Origin of the sequence: Pseudomonas anguilliseptica (assembly GCF_900105355.1) — a bacterium.
Classification (GTDB): Bacteria; Pseudomonadota; Gammaproteobacteria; order Pseudomonadales; family Pseudomonadaceae; genus Aquipseudomonas; species Aquipseudomonas anguilliseptica.
Map to the genome: position 1 here is coordinate 4,572,163 of NZ_FNSC01000001.1, position 19,166 is coordinate 4,591,328.

Genomic DNA, 19,166 nt, shown 5'->3' on the forward strand with positions numbered 1-19,166 from the left:
TTGTGCAACCCGGCCCGAGCCGGTAAATGACCAACGTACATAAAACTGTCATTTAACACGCCTAAATTGGCCTGGGTCTTGCTGATCTAGACCAGAACTTTTCACTGCACGCACTTCAATCGCAAAGGAGTTTCCAATGAAACAACTGCTGCTGGCTTCACTGATGGGCTCAGCCATCGCCCTGGCCACCTCGGCCATGGCTGCTGAAACGGATTTGCAAGCACTGGAAAAAGCCGCGCGCGCTGAAGGCGCGGTGAACAGTGTGGGCATGCCAGATAGCTGGGCCAACTGGAAGGACACCTGGGTTGACCTGAACAAGCTGTATGGCTTGAAGCATATGAACACCGACATGAGCTCGGCCCAGGAAATTGCCAAGTTCGCCGCTGAAAAAGACAACGCCACCGCAGATATCGGCGACGTCGGCGCGGCCTTCGGCCCCATCGCCGTGCAGCAGGGTGTAACCCAACCCTACAAGCCGAGCACCTGGGAACAGATTCCAGCCTGGGCCAAGGACGCTGACGGCCACTGGATGCTCGCCTACACCGGCTCCATTGCCTTTATCGTCAACAAGCAGCTGGTCAAGGATATCCCGCGTTCCTGGGCTGACCTGAAAAAGGGCACTTACAAAGTCTCTGCCGGCGATGTCAGCACCGCCGCACAAGCCGTAAACGGTGTACTGGCTGCCGCCATCGCCATGGGCGGTAATGAAAGCAACGTGCAACCGGCGCTGGATTTCTACGGCGAGCTGGCCAAACAAGGCCGTCTGTCGCTGGCCAACCCAACCATCCAGACCCTGGAAAAAGGCGAAGTGGAAGTGGGCGTGGTATGGGACTTCAACGGCCTGAGCTACCGCGACCAGATCGACCCAAGCCGCTTCGAAGTACTGATTCCTTCCGATGGTTCGGTGATTTCCGGCTACAGCACCATCATCAACAAGTGGGCGAAAAACCCCAACGCAGCCAAACTGGCGCGTGAGTACATCTTGAGCGACGCTGGCCAGATCAACCTGGCAAAAGGCAACGCCCGCCCAATCCGTGCCGAGCACCTGACCCTGCCAGCCGAAGTACAAGCCAAGCTGCTGCCGCAGGAGCAATACGCCAAGGTTCAGCCAATCAAGGATGCTGCTGCCTGGGAAGCCACGTCCAAAGCACTGCCGCGTCTGTGGCAGGAACACGTCATCATCAATATGAACTAATGCAATCTGGCCCCGGATACACTCCGGGGCCGATTCGGTTGCTAAGGCTTTCAATCATGTCGCACAACGTCATCCTCGTGGTTCGGATGGCTTGAGCTATCAGGTGGCTCAGCACGCGCTGGGGCATCTGCAGGCTTACTGCCAGGCTGGACGCGCCGCGCTGTACAAGCTCGACTGTGAACTCCAGGCCCTGTCACGCCCGCTGTATGAAGCGATTCTGACCGGTGTTGCGCCCATCGACAGCGGCATCGTCAATAACGATGTCTCGCGCCTGTCGACTCAGCGCAGCATGTTCCACTACGCCCGCGACGCCGGGCTGATTACCGCTGCAGCGGCCTATCACTGGGTCAGCGAGCTGTATAACCGCTCGCCATTCCAAGCAGCGCGCGACCGTCACACGACAGACGCCAACCTGCCAATTCAGTACGGCCACTTCTACTACGCCGATCATTACCCGGATCACCTGTTCGCCGATGCGGAAAGCCTGCGCCTGCGCCGTGCGCCCAACCTGCTGCTGGTGCACCCGATGAATATCGACGACGCCGGCCACAAGCACGGCCTCGACAGCGCGCAATACCGCAACAGCGTGCGCATGGCCGATGTGTTGTTGGCCGAATATATTCAGCCCTGGCTCGATGCCGGCTACCAGATTCTGGTGACCGCCGACCACGGCATGAACAACGATCGCAGCCACAACGGTTTGCTGCCAGAGGAACGCGAAGTACCGCTGCTGGTACTCGGCAGCGCCTTCAGCCTCGATCCCAACGCCCAGCCCAAACAGCTGGAGTTGTGCGGTACGGTCTGCGAGCTACTCGGCGTGGCCCACGACAAACCTGTCTGCCGGGAGCTCCTCGCATGATGTCTGCTCTGCGCGGCAAATGGCTGGCGCTGCTGTGCCTGCTGCCCTTTGCCCTGTTCTTTATCGCCTTTCAGATCGCCCCGCTGCTCTGGGTGGCCAGCAACAGCATGCACACTAGCGAGGGCTGGGGCCTGGGCAACTTCCAGCAAGCCTTCTCCTCACCGTTCTACCGTCAGGCCATGCGTCACAGCCTGGAAGTGGCGTTCTGGTCGAGCTTGATCGGCATCAGCATTGCCATTCTCGGCAGCTACTCGCTGCGGCAAGTCGACAGCAAATTGCGCGACTTCGTCATGGCGTTTTCCAACATGACCAGCAACTTCTCCGGGGTGCCGCTGGCCTTCGCCTTTATCATCCTGCTGGGCTTCAACGGCGCACTGACCATCCTGCTCAAGCAGGCGGGGATCATCGAGGATTTCAACCTCTACTCGAAAACCGGCCTGATCGTCCTCTACACCTACTTCCAGATTCCCCTGGGTGTGCTGCTGCTCTACCCGGCCTTCGACGCCCTGCGTGATGACTGGCGCGAATCGGCCGAGTTGCTCGGCGCAAGCAACTGGCAGTTCTGGCGGCATATCGGCTTGCCGGTGCTGACCCCAGCGCTGCTAGGCACCTTCGTGATTCTGCTGGCCAACGCCCTCGGCGCCTACGCCACGGTGTATGCGCTGACCACTGGCAACTTCAACATCCTGCCAATTCGGATTGCCGCCATGGTTTCCGGCGACATCTTCCTCGACCCGAATATGGCCAGTGCCCTGGCGATGATTCTGGTTGGCCTGATGACGCTGATCACCATCGTCCACCAATGGCTGCTGCGCCGGAGCTACCATGTCCCACGCTGAAAAACGCTCGCCTCTGTTCCACCAGCTGGTGGTCTACAGCCTGCTGCTGATCCTTTTGCTGCCGCTGCTCGGCACCCTGCTTTACTCGTTTTCCACCAGCTGGTCGGCCAGCGTGCTGCCTAGCGGACTGACCTTCAAGTGGTATCTGGCGCTGTGGAGTGATGCACGTTTTCTCGCCGCCTTCGGCCGCTCCTTGCTGGTCTGTCTGGCCGCGCTTGCGCTGTCACTGGTGCTGATTCTGCCGCTGCTGTTTGTGGTCAGTTACCACTTCCCCAAACTCGACGCGGTGATGAACGTGTTGATCCTGCTGCCGTTCGCCATTCCTCCGGTGGTGTCCTCGGTCGGTCTGATGCAGCTGTTCGCTGGCGGCCCGCTGCCAATCCTCGGCACACCGTGGATTCTGATTGGCTGCTTCTTCACCATCGCCCTGCCCTTTATGTACCGGGCGATCAGTAACAACCTGCAGGCGATCAATTTGCGCGACCTGATGGACGCGGCCCACCTGCTTGGTGCCAGCACCTGGCGCGCGGCCTTTATGGTGGTGCTGCCCAACCTGCGCAAGGGCCTGATGGTCTCGGTGTTTCTCTCCTTCAGCTTCCTGTTCGGTGAATTCGTCTTCGCCAACCTGCTGGTCGGCAGCCGCTATGAAACCCTGCAGGTGTACCTCTACAACATGCGCAACGACAGCGGTCATTTCACCAGCGCGTTGGTGATTTCCTACTTTATGTTCGTGCTGCTGATGACCTGGGCGGCCAACCGCCTGAATAAGGACAAGTCATGAGTTATCTGAGTATTCAAGGCCTGCACAAGAGCTACGGCGATACCGCGATTTTCAGCGACATCAACTGCGAGATCGCCAAGGGTGAATTCATCACCCTGCTCGGCCCGTCCGGCTGCGGCAAATCCACCCTGCTGCGTTGCATTGCTGGCTTAACCGGGGTGAATGGCGGGCAGATTCTGCTCGATGGCGAGAACCTGGTGCCCGTCGCCCCGCAAAAACGCGGCATCGGCATGGTGTTCCAGAGCTACGCGCTGTTCCCCAACATGACCGTGCAACAGAACGTCGCCTTTGGCCTGCGTATGCAGAAGGTCAAAGGCAGCGAGGCCGAACAGCGGGTCAAGGAAGTACTGGAGCTGGTTGAGCTGAATGACTTTTCCGGCCGCTATCCGCAGCAATTGTCCGGTGGCCAGTGCCAGCGCGTGGCCCTGGCCCGTTCCTTGGTCACCCGCCCGCGCCTGTTGCTGCTCGACGAGCCGTTGTCGGCGCTGGATGCGCGGATTCGCAAGCACCTGCGCGAGCAGATCCGCAGCATCCAGCAGGAGCTGGGCCTGAGCACCATCTTCGTCACCCATGATCAGGAAGAAGCGCTGGTCATGAGCGACCGTATCTTCCTGATGAACGCCGGCAAGATCGTCCAGAGCGGCGACGCAGAAACCCTCTACACCGCCCCGGCCGATGTTTTTGCCGCCGGGTTTATCGGCAACTACAACCTGCTCGACGCCGATGCCGCCAGCCGCCTGCTGCTGCGCCCGGTCAACAGCCGCGTGGCGATCCGTCCGGAAGCCATCCAGATTGGCGCCCAGGGCAGCATCGACGGGCAGATCCACAGCCATCGCCTGCTCGGCAACGTGATCCGTTACCGTGTCGAGGCGCGCGGCGTCGAACTGCTGGTGGACGTACTCAACCGCTCCCCGGCGGATCTGCACACCAGCGGGCAACGCATCAACCTGAACATCGAAGACAACGCAATCTGTGAGGTGGCCTGATGGCCCTGGCAATTTTCGACCTGGACGAAACCCTGATCGGCGGGGACTGCGCCAGCCTGTGGACCCAGGAAATGGTCAAGCTCGGCTGGGCAGACGCCGACAGTTTTATCGCCCATGAGCAGGAGCTGATGCGCCAATACGCGGCCGGCAGCCTGGCCATGGAAGACTATATGGCCTTCACCCTGTCGCCGCTGGTGGGCCGCACGCCGGAAGAAGTCGCCCATGTGGTCGAGCCCTTTGTCGAAGACGTGATCGAGCCGATTTTCTACAGCGACGCCACCCGCTGCCTGGCCAACCACCGCGCCGCCGGTGACCGGGTGCTGGTGATTTCCGCCTCGGCGCACTTTCTGGTCAGCGCCGTTGCTGCACGCTTGAAGATTGAAGAAGTGCTGGCCATCGACCTGGAAGTTCAGCACGGCCACTACAGCGGCCGTACCCAGGGCGTGATGACCTACCGCGAAGGCAAGGTCACGCGCCTGCGTGCCTGGCTGCAAGAGCATGGCGAAGTTCTCGACGGCGCCTACTTCTACTCCGACTCACGCAACGACCTGCCGCTGCTGCAGGTGGTCGACAAACCCTATGTGGTCAACCCCGACCCAACCCTGCTTGCGCACGCCCAGCAGGCCGGCTGGCCAATTCTGAGCTGGCGCTGATAGCGCTCGGTTGAATGCAAAAGACCCACACATGTGGATCTTTTGCTATGCGCTCGGGTAAAGTGCCAGCGCGACGCTGACCCGATTATCTCGCCCAGATGGACGCCCATGAACGTTTACCGTCACCCGCCGGCTGCGGCCGCCAAGGCGTTACTGGCCGCGGCCGGGCTACCAACAGCGGATCTTGTAGCCGAACACTTCGCGCACTTTATCGCCGCAGGGCCAACGCACGCCCCCGATGCGCTGATCGGCCTGCAGCCTTATGGCGAGGTGGCGCTGCTGCGCTCACTGGTGGTCAGCCCAGCAGCGCGCGGCATGGGTTATGGAGGTGCGCTGGTTGCCGAGGTCGAAGCCTACGCGCAACAACTGGGCGTACATGAGCTGTACTTGCTTACCAACAGCGCCGAGGCCTTCTTCAGCCGCCGGGGTTACAGCAGCGTCGAGCGAGCCGGCGTGCCTGAAGCGATCCGCCAGACCGCAGAATTCTCCAGCCTCTGCCCTGCCAGTGCGGTGTATATGCACAAGCGGATCGAGACGCGCTGATGGACTGCAGCTCCCCACTCGCCACCTATCAACAGGCCATCAACCGCGACGGTTTCAAGTCCGACCCTGCGCAGTGGCAGGCCGCGCAGGCATTGCACGACTGCCATCAGGCGTTGCACCAAGACGAACCCTTGAGCTCGATCAACGGTGTGTATCTGTGGGGGCCGGTGGGCCGTGGCAAAACCTGGCTGATGGACAGCTTTCACAAAGGACTGAAGGTCCCGGCACGGCGTCAGCACTTTCATCACTTTATGCGCTGGGTACATAGGGATGGTCTGAAGTAGCCATGTATTTCTGGCTGACTTCAGCCCCGCCGATTTTGAAAGCGGCAAATCGATCAAAAACGATCAGATTACCCATTCATTTCTGTGTTTTTAGCCGCCGCGAGTAGCTCGCGGCAGCCATTTCCCGCATTACAGGCGCACCTCTCCTGCATTGGTCAGTAAATGTCGGCGTGCCATCCACAGGTTCGACAGCGCGAACAGCGTCACCAGTTGCGCCGTGTTCTTGGCCAAGCCACGGAAGCGTGTCTTTACATAACTGAACTGACGCTTGATCACCCGGAACGGGTGCTCAACCTTGGCGCGCACCTGGGCCTTGGCCTTCTCGATCTTGCGTTTGGCTTTGTACAGCGGGCTGCTCTTACCCAGCTTCTTATAGGTGCTGCGGCGGGCAGCAACCTGCCAGATCACCTCGCGCCCATCATGTTCGGGGCGCTTTTCGACGCCGGTATAACCCGCATCGGCGCACACCACGTTTTCCTCGCCGTGCAGCAACTTGTCGACCTGAGTGACATCCGCCACGTTGGCCGCCGTGCCTACCACGCTGTGTACCAGCCCCGACTCGTCATCCACGCCAATGTGCGCCTTCATGCCGAAGTAGTATTGGTTGCCCTTCTTGGCCTGGTGCATCTCTGGGTCGCGTTTGCCGTCCTTGTTCTTGGTCGAACTCGGCGCATTGATCAGCGTGGCATCGACGATGGTGCCTTGGCGCAACGACAGGCCACGGTCGCCAAGATAGCCATTGATGACGGCCAGGATGCCGGCAGCCAACTCATGTTTCTCCAGCAGACGACGGAAGTTGAGGATGGTGGTTTCGTCGGGGATACGTTCCAGACTCAGCCCGGCGAACTGCCGCAGGATAGTGGTCTCGTACAGCGCTTCTTCCATCGCCGGGTCGCTGTAGCCGAACCAGTTCTGCATCAGGTGCACACGTAGCATCGCCATCAGCGGATAGGCCGGCCGACCGCCTTCACCCTTGGGGTAATACGGTTCGATCAGTGCGATCAAACCCTTCCACGGCACCACCCGATCCATCTCGATCAGGAACAACTCTTTGCGGGTCTGCTTGCGTTTGCCGGCGTACTCGGCATCGGCGAAGGTCATTTGCTTCATCGGAAAACTCGGCGGGTGGCGTCCGGGCATTTTGCCAAAATCAGGAAGTCTTATTCAGAGTTTCCATAGGCGCTTGTTTCAGCTCACCGGCACGCCTGACCCGCTGCAGGCCCTGGCTGTGGAGCTGAGTCGCGAAGTGCGCGTGCTGTGCTTCGATGAGCTGTTTGTCAGCGATATCGGCGATGCGATCATTCTCGGCCGCCTGTTCCAGGTGATGTTTGAACAGGGTGTGGTGCTGGTGGCCACCTCCAATCAGCCGCCCGAACTGTTGTATGCCGAAGGCTTTAACCGTGAGCGCTTTCTGCCAGCAGTGGCCGCCTTGCAGCGGCATATGCAGGTGGTGAGCATCAATGGCGAGCAAGACCATCGCCTGCACCCAGGCGCCGCGCACACCCGTTACTGGGTTGCCACGCCTGGGCTGCCAAGTGTGCTAAGCCGAACCTTTAGCCAACTGGCCGCAGGTAGGCCCAGCAGCGATCAACCGCTCACACTCGGCAACCGCAGCGTAAAGACTCTGCGTCACTGCGACGACGTGCTCTGGTGCCGATTTGTGCGAGCAGCCCTTGGCCGCGCCGGACTTTATCGCCCTGTGCGACCGCTTCCAGGCCATTCTGCTCAGCGAGGTGCCCAACCTGAGCAGCCCGCAACGCGCGGCGAAGATCGCCCGTGGCACCGAAGATGGCGTCGAGCGGGTGCAGGCGGGCGATCGCCAGCTACCCGCCCTGTCGCTCAAGGATGACAGCGTGCGGCGCTTTATCGCCCTGGTCGATGAGTGCTACGACCGCAAGGTGCCGCTGTATCTGGAAGCCCAGGTACCGCTCGCCGAGTTCTATAACGAGGGCTACCTGAGCTTCGCCTTTCGCCGCACCCGGAGCCGCTTGCAAGAGATGCAACTCCAGCGTTTCGGCGCGTAATGCTTTGGGGCTTTAAGAATCTTTTTGAAGTCTTGCGAGCTAGAGCCATGCAAGGCAAAGCAGGCAAGGAAGCGGAGTGTACTTTTGTACATGAGCATTCCGAGCCTGCTTTTAACGCAGCAGGGCCGACGCGCAGCAGACTGTAAGTAGGCTTAGGCCTGCATGGCCCAGCCATGCACACTCATCGCCGCCTGGCGTAGCGCCTCCGAGCGGGTCGGATGCGGGTGGCAGATCAGCGCGATATCTTCAGCCGATGCGCTGAATTCCAGCGCCACGCAGTATTCGCCGATCAGCTCGCCTGCGCTGGGGCCGACGATATGCACGCCGAGAATCTGGTCGGTGCGCTCATCGGCCAGCACTTTGACGAAGCCTTCGGCCTCGTGATTGATCTTCGCCGACTGTTGGCGGTAAAGGGAAATTTGCCGACCTTGTAGGCGCGCCCTTCGGCTTTCAGCTGCTCCTCGGTCTTGCCCACGGTGGCGACTTCCGGCTTGGTGTAGATGACGCCGGGAATCGCCTCGTAATTGACCTCGGCGGCATGCCCGGCAATCCGTTCGATACAGGCGATGGCTTCATCTTCAGCCTTGTGCGCAAGCATCGGCCCGGAGGTGACGTCGCCGATAATCCAGATGCCCGGCACGCTGCTGCGGTGCTGCTGGTTTTCCAACATGCCGCGCTTGTCGGTGGCCAGGCCCACGGTCTCCAGCCCCAGGCCGGCTGTATAAGGCCGGCGGCCAATCGCGACCAGCACATAGTCAGCCTGTAATGGCTCGACAGCGCCGCCAGCAGCAGGCTGCAGCTCAAGGGTCACGCCTTTGGCCGTGGCCTTGACGGCGTTGACCTTGGTGGCCAGTTTGAAATTCATGCCCTGCTTGCTCAGGGTGCGCTGCAGGGTTTTCGCGGTTTCGTTGTCCAGGCCCGGGCAAATGCGGTCGAGGTATTCCACCACCGTCACTTCGCTGCCCAAACGCCGCCATACTGAACCCAGCTCCAGGCCGATCACCCCCGCACCGATCACCACCAAGTGCTTGGGTACCTTCGGCAAGGCCAGCGCGCCGGTGGAATCGAGGATGCGCTGGTTATCAATCGTCACCCCAGGCAGTGGCGTCGGCTCCGAGCCGGTGGCGATCACGATATCCTTGGCCTGCAGCTCACGCACACTGCCATCGACAAGGGTCACCGTGACCTTGCCCGGCCCGTTCAAACGGCCCCAGCCCTTGATCCACTCGACCTTGTTCTTGCGAAACAGAAACTCGATGCCCTTGGTCAGGGCCGTTACGCTCTCATCCTTCTGCTTCATCATCTGCATCAGATTAAGCGTCGGCTTGACCTCGATGCCGAGGTTTTTGAGCTCGCCACTGGTCGCCGCCTCGTACAACTCCGAGGCATGCAGCAGTGCCTTCGATGGCATGCAGCCGACATTCAGGCAGGTGCCGCCCAGAGTCTCGCGGCCCTCGATGCAGGCGGCCTTGAGGCCCAGTTGCCCGGCGCGGATGGCGGCGTTGTAGCCGCCGGGGCCGCCACCGATGATCAGCACGTCATAGTTGCTCATTCAGTTACTCCTAGCCTGCAGAGGTTTAGCGAACCAAAGCCGCGCTCGCTGCCGGCCGTGGGCGCAGCAGGTGGAAGGCGCAGAACGCCGCGACGGCAAATAAACTGTTCAGCAACACCATAGGCCACGCCGAGCCATCCGCCAGCATGCTAAGCAAGACGCCGCTGCAGGTGGCGCCGGCCATTTGCGCAAAGCCCATAAAGCCAGCGGCCAGCCCAGCGCGGTGGGCATTGGGAATCACCGCACCAGCCACCGATGCCGGCAGCAACATGCCACCACCCAAGGGAACCAAAACCTGGGGTATCGACAGGCCAAGCAGCGACAAACCAAACAGCAGATAGATCGCCAAGGTGGCCAGGGCACCGCTCGCTACCAGCGCCGCGCCTATGCCGACGATCTTCTCCGGGCCCAACTGCAAAATGCGTCGCTGGGTAAACAGCGCGCCGGCGATCAGCGCCGAAACAATTGCCGCAAAGGTGATGCCGTATTGCGCCGTGCTCAACCCGAGCAGACCGATGTATACAGCTGACGAGCCGGCGATTACCGCAAACATCGCGCCATAGGTGCAGGCCAGCGTCAGGGCCAGTGCGCGGAACGAGGCGGCGCGCAGCAGATCGGCATAGTTGCCGGCCAAGCGGCTTAGCTGCCCGGCCTGCGGGTCGAGCTGCCGATTGCTTTCGCGATACAGGCCCAACACGGCAACAACAATGGCAATGCCGATCAGCAGTGCCAAGGCAATCGGCGCACGCCAGCCGCCATATAGCACCAACACGCCGCCCAGCATCGGCGACAGGACAATGGCGCAGAGCATGCCGATCACCGTCAACGCCAATGCCGGCCCAGCCTGCGCTTGCCACACATCGCGAACGATGGCCCGCGCCAAAACCAATGCCGCGCAGGCCCCAAACCCCTGCAGCACGCGGGCAGCAATAAATTCGTCCATGCTGCTGGCCAGCAGCATCCACAAGGTGGCGAGTAGATAGACCAGCACCGGACGTCGGCCTATGCGATCCGACAGCGGGCCGAGCAGCAACTGGCCCAGGCCAAAGGCGGCAACGAAAGCCGATAAGGCCAGCAGGCTGCTGCCAGGACGCGCGTTCATGATCAGTTCGATAGCGCCCAGGCTGGGGATGATCAGTTGGGTGGAAATCTCTCCAAGGGCAGTCAGTGCCACCAGAATCAACAGCAGGCTGCCCGACGGCAAGGGATACATGGGCGTGGGTCCTGTGATCACGGGTAGGCGTGGTTCGCCAACCATTTAATATTTCAGCCATAATATAAAAAATTACATTATGCTTGTAATTTTAAAGCCACCCGCCAACGAGATCTGTCCATGAGCATCCCATCACGCGAAGAAAAACTGGCCGAATAGCTTGCCGCCGAACAGGCCATGCGCGCCAGCCTCGGCGCACCCGGCAGCATGAGCCTGGCGCAGGTCAGCGAACTGTTACCACAGGAGTTCTTTGACGGCATCGGCCGCGGTGAACTGCCCTCGCCGCCCATCGGCCATCTGCTGGATTTTGTCCCGTTGCAATGGTCATCCGGGCGCTTCGTCTTCCAGGGCACGCCCGATGCGCGCCACTACAACCCGCTGGGCAGCGTGCATGGCGGATATGCGGCCACCCTGCTCGACTCCTGCATGGGCTGCGCTATCCACACCCAATTGCAGCGCGGCCAGGGTTACACCACTACTGACCTACGCATCAGCTACATCCGCGCCCTCAGCACCAAGGTCGGGCCGATTCGCGCCGAAGGCCGCATCGTGCATATCGGCCGCACCACGGCGCTGGCCGAAGGGCGCATTTACGATGTCGACGACCGTCTGTACGCCGTTGGCTCAACCACCTGCCTGATTCTCAGCATGCCTGGGACATCGCCTGCACCCGGCACTGAAACACCGGGGCGAAGCGAGTAAGATGGCAGGTAACATCTGAAACCAGCGGCCAGGTACTCCATGCGCTATTCCGAAGACCACAAAGCCCAGACCCATCAGCGCATCATCGAAGAGGCCGCGCGCCTGTTCCGTCGCGACGGCGTTGGTGCCACCGGCCTGCAGCCGCTGATGAAAACCCTGGGCCTGACCCATGGCGGCTTCTACGCCCACTTCAAATCGAAAGATGAGCTGGTGGAAACTGCACTGCGCCACAGCGCTGACAAGCTGACGGCGGTCACCAACGAGATGGCCAACAGCGATAAACCGCTGACCCGCCTGATCAGTGGTTACCTGTCGTCCGCCCACCGCGCCGATCCGGGCGATGGCTGCCCACTGCCGACCATATCCGCCGAGCTGGGCCAGCGCGGCGCACCCAGCCCGGTGACCGATGAGCTGATCCGTGACCGCCTGCAAGCCATCGAAGCCGGCCTTGGCGTTGAGCATGCCGATGAGCAGAGCGTGCTGATTCTTAGCGCCATGGTCGGCGCCCTGCTGCTGTCGCGCAGCGTCAGCGACCCGGAACTGTCTGACCGGCTGCTGAAAACCACCCGCCGCCTGCTGATTGAGCAGAACACCGGCGACGCGACCTGATTGCAGAAAATTAGTGGCACACAGCAAAAGCCCTGACTGTCTCCAGCCAGGGCTTTTCTTGTTACTGCCAGCGCTTTACTTGTAACGGGCAGCGGCGCTGCTGTGCGACAGGTTCGGCGCCAGCTTGCCACGGGCATCGGTAAAGGCCTGCCAATCCGCCGCATCAGGCAGCGATGGAGTGGTGATCAGCTCGCCCTGGTCGAAACCGGCCAGCGCTGCATCGACCATTTCGCCGACCTCCATGATCATGCTCGCCGGCAGTGCCGAATCATCCATGCCACTGCGCTCCCAGATCTCGGTGCGGGTAATACCGGGCAACACGGCCTGCACCTGCACACCCTGCGCCTTGACTTCACCGTTAAGGGTCTGAGTCAGGCTCAGGACATAGGCCTTGGTGGCGCTGTACACGGCATTGAACATTTCCGGCGCCAGGGCCACCACCGAGGCGATATTGATGATTGCCCCACGCCCGGCGGCGGTGAAATTGGCAGCGGCTGCGGTAGACAGGTGAGTCAGCGAAACCACGTTGAGCAGAATCATCCGATCAACGGTGTCGAGATCGGCCTCGGCTAGCTGGCCGCCCATGGCCATACCGGCGTTATTGACCAGCGTGCTGATGGCCTTGTCGGTACGCAGGCGCTGGGTAACGGCATGCAGATCAGCCTTGTCAGTCAGGTCGGCCTTCAGCGTTTCGATCTTTACCCCGTACTGCTCGGTCAAGCGTGCAGACAGTGCCTGCAAGCGCGGCAGATCGCGGGCAACCAACAGCAGGTCGTAACCGCGTTGCGCCAGGCGCTCGGCGTAGGTGGCACCAATGCCTGATGAAGCGCCGGTGATCAATGCAGTGCCTTTCTCGTTATGTGTGTTCATGGTGCGTCTCCTGGCTGTACGGGGGTAGGTGGTGCGTCTGGAGGTATAGTGCGCTAACTCATATTGCACGCATAATATAAATATTATATGTCGCTTATAATAAAACCTATCGACAGCCATGCCGCAAACACTTGAGACATAAAAACACCCGAAAAAGGATCGCTAACTGCCTGATGGCAGAGCACAAAAAAGCGGACAACCCGCAAAGGTTGTCCGCTCTGGTGCGACGTAGATCGTCGAGCGTGTTAGCTGCGGATCAGGTGATCGAAGGCACTCAGGGAGGCCTTGGCGCCCTCGCCCACCGCGATAACGATCTGCTTGTACGGCACAGTCGTCACGTCACCGGCAGCAAACACACCCGGGATATTGGTAGCGCCCTTGGCGTCGACAATGATCTCACCGAAACGCGACAGTTCTATGCTGCCCTTCAACCAATCAGTGTTAGGCAACAGACCGATCTGCACGAAGATGCCTTCCAGCTCGACGCTGTGCAGTTCTTCGGTGGTGCGGTCCTTATAGACCAGCGCATTGACCTTCTGGCCATCGCCTTTGACCTCGGTGGTCTGCGCGCTCTTGATCACGGTAACGTTGGGCAGGCTGTAGAGTTTCTTCTGCAGCACAGCGTCGACACGCAGCGTGTCGGCGAATTCCAGCAGGGTCACGTGAGCAACGATACCGGCGAGATCAATCGCTGCCTCGACGCCGGAGTTACCACCGCCGATGACTGCAACACGCTTACCCTTGAACAGCGGGCCGTCGCAATGCGGGCAGAAGCACACACCCTTGGCCTTGTATTCCTGCTCACCGGGCACCCCCATCTCGCGCCAGCGCGCGCCGGTAGAGAGAATCAGGGTCTTAGCCTTGAGACTCGCGCCATTGTCGAACTTCACCTCATGCAAGCCGCCTTCGCTGCTCGCAGGAACCAAGGCGCTGGCGCGCTGCAGGTTCATGATGTCGACTTCGTATTCACGCACGTGCTCTTCCAGAGCGCGTACCAGTTTCGGGCCTTCGGTTTCCTTCACCGAGATAAAGTTCTCAATCGACATGGTATCGAGCACCTGGCCACCGAAACGCTCGGCAGCAAGGCCGGTACGAATACCTTTGCGCGCCGCGTAAATGGCCGCAGCAGCACCAGCTGGGCCACCACCGATCACCAGCACATCGAAGGCTTCTTTGGCGCTCATCTTCTCGGCATCGCGGTTAGCGGAGCCGGTGTCGATCTTGGCGAGGATTTCCTTCACGTCCATACGGCCGGATGCAAACACTTCGCCGTTCAGGTAGATGCTCGGCACGGCCATCACCTGGCGACGCTCGACTTCTTCCTGGAACAGTGCACCGTCGATCGACACGTTACGGATATTCGGGTTAAGCACCGCCATCAGGTTCAGCGCCTGAACCACGTCCGGACAGTTCTGGCAGGACAGCGAATAGTAGGTCTCGAACTCGAACGAGCCTTCAACGCTCTTGATCTGCTCGATGGTCTCGGCATCCAGCTTGGACGGATGTCCACCCACCTGCAGCAGCGCCAGTACCAGCGAGGTGAACTCGTGGCCCATGGGAATGCCCGCGAAGGTCAGACCGATGTTTGCGCCAGGGCGGTTCAGCGAGAACGACGGACGACGAGCATCGCTACCATCGGTCTTCAGGGTGATCTTGTCGGTCAGGCCGACAATGGTCTGGAGCAGTTCAAGCAGCTCCTGGGATTTTGCACTGTCATCGAGGGACGCAACGACCTCGAACGGCAGAGTGACCTTTTCCAAGTAGGCCTTCAACTGGGTTTGCAGGTTAGCGTCCAACATAGCGGATAGTCCTCAATGACAAAAATTCTGGACAATAAAAAATTTTCAGGAACAATTTTTAACGTCGCGTAGCGACGGCCTGCAGGGTGCCGCCATGGAATGGCAGGCAATAAAATGCCCGGGCGGATCGCGCCCGGGCATCGGGCACCACTAGGGTCGGGTTGCGACCCTGACAGCGCTAAGTACTCCCCTCCCCGAACCTGAGCCCAGGGAGGGTGCTGGCAGATTTAGATCTTGCCAACCAGGTCCAGGGAAGGAGCCAGAGTCTTCTCGCCTTCTTTCCACTTGGCTGGGCACACTTCACCTGGGTGAGCAGCGGTGTACTGAGCAGCTTTCAGCTTGCGCAGGGTTTCCGATACGTCACGGGCGATTTCGTTGGAGTGGATTTCAACGGTCTTGATCACGCCTTCCGGGTTGATCAGGAAGGTGCCACGCAGGGCCAGGCCTTCTTCTTCGATGTGCACGCCGAAAGCGCGAGTCAGAGCGTGGGTTGGATCACCCACCAGCGGGAACTGAGCCTTGCCTACAGCTGGCGAAGTTTCGTGCCAGACTTTGTGGGAGAAATGGGTGTCGGTGGTGACGATGTAAACTTCGGTGCCGGCATCGCGGAACGCAGCGTAGTTGTTGGCAGCGTCTTCGATCTCAGTCGGGCAGTTGAAGGTGAAAGCGGCTGGCATGAAGATCAGTACCGACCACTGGCCTTTCAGGGACTGCTCGGTCACTTCGATGAATTTGCCATTGTGGAAAGCGTTGGCCTTGAACGGTTGAACTTGGGTATTGATGAGATTCATCTCGGGTTCCTTGTTGAGGGTTAGAAATTTACAGGGCGCATCTTAGCGCCTTATGCAAAAAAAGCTTATTGATTGCCGCCATGATTCCGATTGAGTAAGCCAATCGACGCACCAGCACCAGAATCTGTTTACGATCTCGCGAGCTAGAGCCAGACAAGGCAAAAACAGCCGAGGAAGCGGAGTTTACTGGTGTAAATGAGCATTCCGAGGCTGTTTTTAACGCTGAATGGCCGACGCGCAGCAGATCGTAAACAGATTCAGTTCAAGGCTGGGTCTATGACCAGCACCAATTTGCCGTTGACCTGATTGCTCGCCAGCGCAGCAAAGGCGGCCTCGGCATCTTTGAGCGCATAAGCCTGCTGAAGTTGCGGTTTAAGGCGCCTTTCGGCGAAAAGCGGCCAGACAAACTGCTGCAGATCGCGCAACAGATCGGCCTTGAACTGCTCATCACGATTGCGCAGGGTCGAGCCAATCAGCGTAATACGCTTGCCCAATACCACCGCCAGATCGAACTCAGCCTTGCGCCCACCGAGCAAACCGATGTTCACCCTGCGACCATCCACAGCCAGCAGATCCAAGTTAAGCGCGGCGTAGTTGCCGCCCACAGGATCAAGAATCACATCGAACGGAGCAAAATCACGCAGCGCCTGCAGCTGTTCCTCACCGCGCAGCACACCGCCCTGAGCACCGAGACTTTCGCAGTAGGTCAGCCGTTCAGCTGAACCGACACTGACCCAGCACGGGCTGCCAAAGACTTTACATAATTGAATGGCCGCCGAACCCACGCCGCTGGCGCCGGCATGCAACAGCACCTTCTGCCCAGGCTTCAACGCAGCCAGCTGGAACAGATTGAGCCAGGCCGTGGCGCACACCTCGGGCAACGCCGCCGCTTCAGCCAGCGTCATGCCTTCGGGCACCGGCAAGGCGTGCCGCGCATCGACCACCACCTCCTCGGCCATACCGCCACCGCTGAGCAGCGCGCAAACCCGGTCGCCAACTTTCCAGTCACAACCGGCGCCCACTTCACTGACGATACCGGCGCACTCCAGCCCAAGCACCTCGCTGGCGCCAGGCGGCGGCGGGTAAAGCCCAGCCCGCTGCAACAAATCCGCACGATTCAACCCGGCAGCCGCTACACGGATGCGAATTTCCCCTACATCACAGGCCGGCGCTGGGTGTTGCGCCCATTCCACACGGCCTTCAACGCCTTGCAATGCCTTCACGCTGCCTCCATAGTGCATTTGAACCGAGCCCGGCGCTGACCACCGGGCTTTTGCATTGCGCCGATGGAACCTGGCGCCCTTAAAGACGGCCTAATATGCGTTATCAACTGCCCACACGTCGAATTAGCATGAAGCGATCCCTACTCAGCGTCACCCTCGCCTTTTCGTTTGCCCTGAGCGCCTTGCCGCTCGCGGCAAAAACCACCAGTGACGACTCCTGGGAATACCTGCAGCCTGATCGCGAGCAGGTCATCGCCAGCCTCAACGTCGTGGAATTATTGAAGCGCCATCACTACAACAAGCCGCCATTGAATGACGAGCGCTCGGAAAAGATCTATCAGGGCTACCTGAAGATGCTCGACCCCTCGCGCAGCTACTTTATTGCTTCCGATATCTCCGAGTTCGATCAATGGCGCACGCGCTTTGACGACCTGCTGAAAAACGGCGACCTGCAACCTGGCTTTGCCATCTATAAACGCCACCTGGAGCGTTTGCAGAGCCGCCTGCAGTTCACCCTGAACATGCTTGAAAAAGGTGTCGACAAGATTGACCTCGATAGCGACGAAAGCCTGCTGATCGACCGCGAGAACGCCCCCTGGGTCAAAGACCTTGCCGAGCTCGATGACCTGTGGCGCAAGCGTGTCAAAGACGAAGTCCTGCGCCTGAAAATCGCCGGCAAAGAGCCCAAGGCAATCCAGGAACTGCTGACCAAGCGCTACAACAACCAGCTCGCACGCCTCAAGCAGATCCGCGGCGAAGACGTGTTCCAGGCCTATATCAATGCCTTTGCCATGTCCTACGACCCACACACCACCTACCTGTCACCGGACAACGCAGAAAACTTCGACATCAATATGAGCCTGTCGCTCGAAGGTATTGGTGCCGTGCTGCAAAGCGACAACGAACACGTCAAGGTCGTACGCCTGGTGCCGGCTGGCCCGGCAGAAAAGAGCAAACAGATCTCCCCCGCCGACAAGATCATTGGTGTGGCCCAGGGCAGCAAGGAAATGGTCGACGTGATCGGCTGGCGCCTGGATGAGGTGGTCAAGCTGATTCGCGGGCCGAAAGGTTCAACTGTGCGGCTGGAAGTGATTCCAGCGAGCAATGCGCCAAACGATCAAACCAGCAAGGTGGTCTCCATCACCCGTGAAGCGGTCAAGCTGGAAGAGCAAGCCGCGAAGAAATCCATCCTCAATCTCAAGCACGACAACCGCGACTACAAGCTCGGGGTCATCGAGATTCCAGCCTTCTACTTGGATTTCAAGGCCTTCCGTGCCGGCGACCCGAACTACAAAAGCACCACCCGCGACGTCAAACGCCTGCTCAAAGAGCTGGAAAAAGAGAAAGTCGACGGCGTGGTCATCGACCTGCGCAACAACGGCGGCGGCTCGCTCCAGGAAGCCACCGAGCTGACCGGTCTGTTTATCGACCAAGGCCCTACCGTTCTGGTGCGCAACAGCGATGGCCGCGTCGATGTACTGGCCGACGAAAACACCGGCATCTACTACAAAGGCCCGCTGGCCGTGCTGGTCAATCGCCTGTCGGCCTCGGCTTCGGAAATATTCGCCGGCGCCATGCAGGACTATCACCGCGCGCTGATTCTCGGTGGCCAGACCTTCGGCAAAGGCACCGTGCAGACCATTCAACCGCTCAACCACGGTGAGCTGAAGCTGACCCTGGCCAAGTTCTATCGCGTCTCCGGGCAGAGCACCCAGCACCAGGGCGTGATTCCCGATATCCAGTATCCAGACATCATGGACACCAAGGAAATCGGCGAGAGCGCCCTGCCCGAGGCCCTGCCGTGGGACAGCATCAAGCCGGCGATCAAACCAGAGCTGGATCCGATCAAGCCGTTCCTTGCCGAACTGCAGAGCCGCTTCGAGAACCGCACCGCACAGAACCCGGACTTCACCTCCGCCCGTGAACGCCTGCAACTGGCGCAGAAGCTGATGGAAGAAAACACCGTCAGCCTCAACGAAACCAAGCGCCGTGCCCAGCAGACTGATATCGAAGGCCAGCAGTTGAGCATCGAGAACAGCCGCCGCAAAGCCAAAGGTGAAGCGCTGCTGAACAAGCTTAAGGAAGAAGACGAAGACGCCCTGCCGGCGGAAGATGAAAAAACCAAGCCGGAAGATGACGCCTACCTCGCCGAAAGCGGGCGCATTCTGCTCGATTACCTCGGCTTGAATACGCACCTGGCCAAGCAGTAAAACAGCGAGGGTCATCAAACTGTCGTGAAATGC

15 protein-coding genes and 4 pseudogenes are annotated in these 19,166 nt (G+C 59.9%); 12 read left to right on the forward strand and 7 right to left on the reverse strand.

Annotated features, from left to right (window positions below; translation table 11 throughout):
- Positions 1 to 136 precede the first annotated feature (136 nt).
- The 8 genes and pseudogenes from BLW24_RS22270 to zapE (BLW24_RS22305) form a co-directional block, all read left to right on the forward strand.
- Positions 137 to 1,195 (forward strand): ABC transporter substrate-binding protein, encoded by a 1,059-nt coding sequence (locus BLW24_RS22270; RefSeq protein WP_090386999.1) that lies wholly within the window; start codon positions 137 to 139, stop codon positions 1,193 to 1,195.
- 56 nt (positions 1,196 to 1,251) lie between these two features.
- Positions 1,252 to 2,054, forward strand: a pseudogene (locus BLW24_RS22275) (alkaline phosphatase family protein).
- Positions 2,054 to 2,893, forward strand: coding sequence for an ABC transporter permease (locus BLW24_RS22280; RefSeq protein ID WP_167360452.1), 840 nt, complete (start codon positions 2,054 to 2,056; stop codon positions 2,891 to 2,893). Before BLW24_RS22275 ends, BLW24_RS22280 begins: the two are co-directional and overlap by 1 nt.
- A complete protein-coding gene (locus BLW24_RS22285) occupies positions 2,880 to 3,674 on the forward strand; it encodes an ABC transporter permease (protein ID WP_090387003.1) in 795 nt (264 codons plus the stop codon). Before BLW24_RS22280 ends, BLW24_RS22285 begins: the two co-directional genes overlap by 14 nt.
- On the forward strand, positions 3,671 to 4,660 hold the full coding sequence (locus BLW24_RS22290; protein ID WP_090387005.1) for an ABC transporter ATP-binding protein: 990 nt from the start codon (positions 3,671 to 3,673) through the stop codon (positions 4,658 to 4,660). Before BLW24_RS22285 ends, BLW24_RS22290 begins: the two co-directional genes overlap by 4 nt.
- Positions 4,660 to 5,313, forward strand: a complete 654-nt coding sequence (locus BLW24_RS22295; RefSeq protein ID WP_090387007.1) for an HAD family hydrolase — start codon at positions 4,660 to 4,662, stop codon at positions 5,311 to 5,313. The genes BLW24_RS22290 and BLW24_RS22295 overlap by 1 nt, the downstream gene beginning before the upstream one ends.
- Before the next feature lie 108 nt (positions 5,314 to 5,421).
- Positions 5,422 to 5,856 carry an arsenic resistance N-acetyltransferase ArsN2 gene (gene arsN2 / locus BLW24_RS22300; RefSeq protein ID WP_090387009.1) on the forward strand — a complete coding sequence of 145 codons (435 nt, stop codon included), beginning with the start codon at positions 5,422 to 5,424 and terminating at the stop codon, positions 5,854 to 5,856.
- Positions 5,856 to 6,125, forward strand: a pseudogene (gene zapE, locus BLW24_RS22305) (AFG1/ZapE family ATPase); the annotation flags it as partial. The gene arsN2 and the pseudogene zapE (BLW24_RS22305), both read left to right, overlap by 1 nt.
- Positions 6,126 to 6,269: 144 nt before the next feature.
- Here the strand turns inward: zapE (BLW24_RS22305) and BLW24_RS22310 are convergent.
- Positions 6,270 to 7,250: an IS5 family transposase gene (locus tag BLW24_RS22310; RefSeq protein WP_090375425.1), complete on the reverse strand. Its 981-nt coding sequence runs from the start codon at positions 7,248 to 7,250 to the stop codon at positions 6,270 to 6,272.
- A 64-nt stretch (positions 7,251 to 7,314) separates the two neighbouring features.
- On the opposite strand from BLW24_RS22310, the pseudogene zapE (BLW24_RS22315) reads away from it, so the two are divergent.
- A pseudogene (zapE, locus tag BLW24_RS22315) lies at positions 7,315 to 8,164 on the forward strand (cell division protein ZapE); the annotation flags it as partial.
- A gap of 152 nt (positions 8,165 to 8,316) precedes the next feature.
- On the opposite strand, the pseudogene lpdA reads toward zapE (BLW24_RS22315), so the two are convergent.
- Positions 8,317 to 9,716 (reverse strand): annotated as a pseudogene (gene lpdA, locus BLW24_RS22320) (dihydrolipoyl dehydrogenase).
- Positions 9,717 to 9,741: 25 nt separating this feature from the next.
- On the reverse strand, positions 9,742 to 10,929 hold the full coding sequence (locus BLW24_RS22325; protein WP_090387013.1) for an MFS transporter: 1,188 nt from the start codon (positions 10,927 to 10,929) through the stop codon (positions 9,742 to 9,744).
- A gap of 177 nt (positions 10,930 to 11,106) precedes the next feature.
- On the opposite strand from BLW24_RS22325, the gene BLW24_RS22330 reads away from it, so the two are divergent.
- Positions 11,107 to 11,631 carry a PaaI family thioesterase gene (locus tag BLW24_RS22330; RefSeq protein WP_244161236.1) on the forward strand — a complete coding sequence of 175 codons (525 nt, stop codon included), beginning with the start codon at positions 11,107 to 11,109 and terminating at the stop codon, positions 11,629 to 11,631.
- Between the two features lie 39 nt (positions 11,632 to 11,670).
- Positions 11,671 to 12,240 (forward strand): TetR/AcrR family transcriptional regulator, encoded by a 570-nt coding sequence (locus tag BLW24_RS22335; protein ID WP_090387015.1) that lies wholly within the window; start codon positions 11,671 to 11,673, stop codon positions 12,238 to 12,240.
- Positions 12,241 to 12,315: 75 nt separating this feature from the next.
- Here the strand turns inward: BLW24_RS22335 and BLW24_RS22340 are convergent, their stop codons facing one another.
- The 4 genes from BLW24_RS22340 to BLW24_RS22355 all read right to left on the reverse strand — a co-directional run bounded on the left by BLW24_RS22340 (position 12,316) and on the right by BLW24_RS22355 (position 16,923).
- Positions 12,316 to 13,110, reverse strand: coding sequence for an SDR family NAD(P)-dependent oxidoreductase (locus BLW24_RS22340; RefSeq protein ID WP_090387016.1), 795 nt, complete (start codon positions 13,108 to 13,110; stop codon positions 12,316 to 12,318).
- Between the two features lie 245 nt (positions 13,111 to 13,355).
- Positions 13,356 to 14,909 (reverse strand): alkyl hydroperoxide reductase subunit F, encoded by a 1,554-nt coding sequence (gene ahpF / locus BLW24_RS22345; protein ID WP_090387018.1) that lies wholly within the window; start codon positions 14,907 to 14,909, stop codon positions 13,356 to 13,358.
- A gap of 227 nt (positions 14,910 to 15,136) precedes the next feature.
- A complete protein-coding gene (gene ahpC / locus BLW24_RS22350; protein ID WP_090252986.1) occupies positions 15,137 to 15,700 on the reverse strand; it encodes an alkyl hydroperoxide reductase subunit C in 564 nt (187 codons plus the stop codon).
- A gap of 257 nt (positions 15,701 to 15,957) precedes the next feature.
- Positions 15,958 to 16,923, reverse strand: a complete 966-nt coding sequence (locus BLW24_RS22355) for an NAD(P)H-quinone oxidoreductase (protein WP_090387844.1) — start codon at positions 16,921 to 16,923, stop codon at positions 15,958 to 15,960.
- A gap of 128 nt (positions 16,924 to 17,051) precedes the next feature.
- Here BLW24_RS22355 and BLW24_RS22360 point away from each other — a divergent pair, with 128 nt between their 5' ends.
- The gene (locus BLW24_RS22360) at positions 17,052 to 19,133 is read left to right on the forward strand and encodes a carboxy terminal-processing peptidase (RefSeq protein WP_090387020.1); all 2,082 of its coding nucleotides are present in this window, start codon (positions 17,052 to 17,054) and stop codon (positions 19,131 to 19,133) included.
- The last annotated feature ends 33 nt before the right edge of the window (positions 19,134 to 19,166 follow it).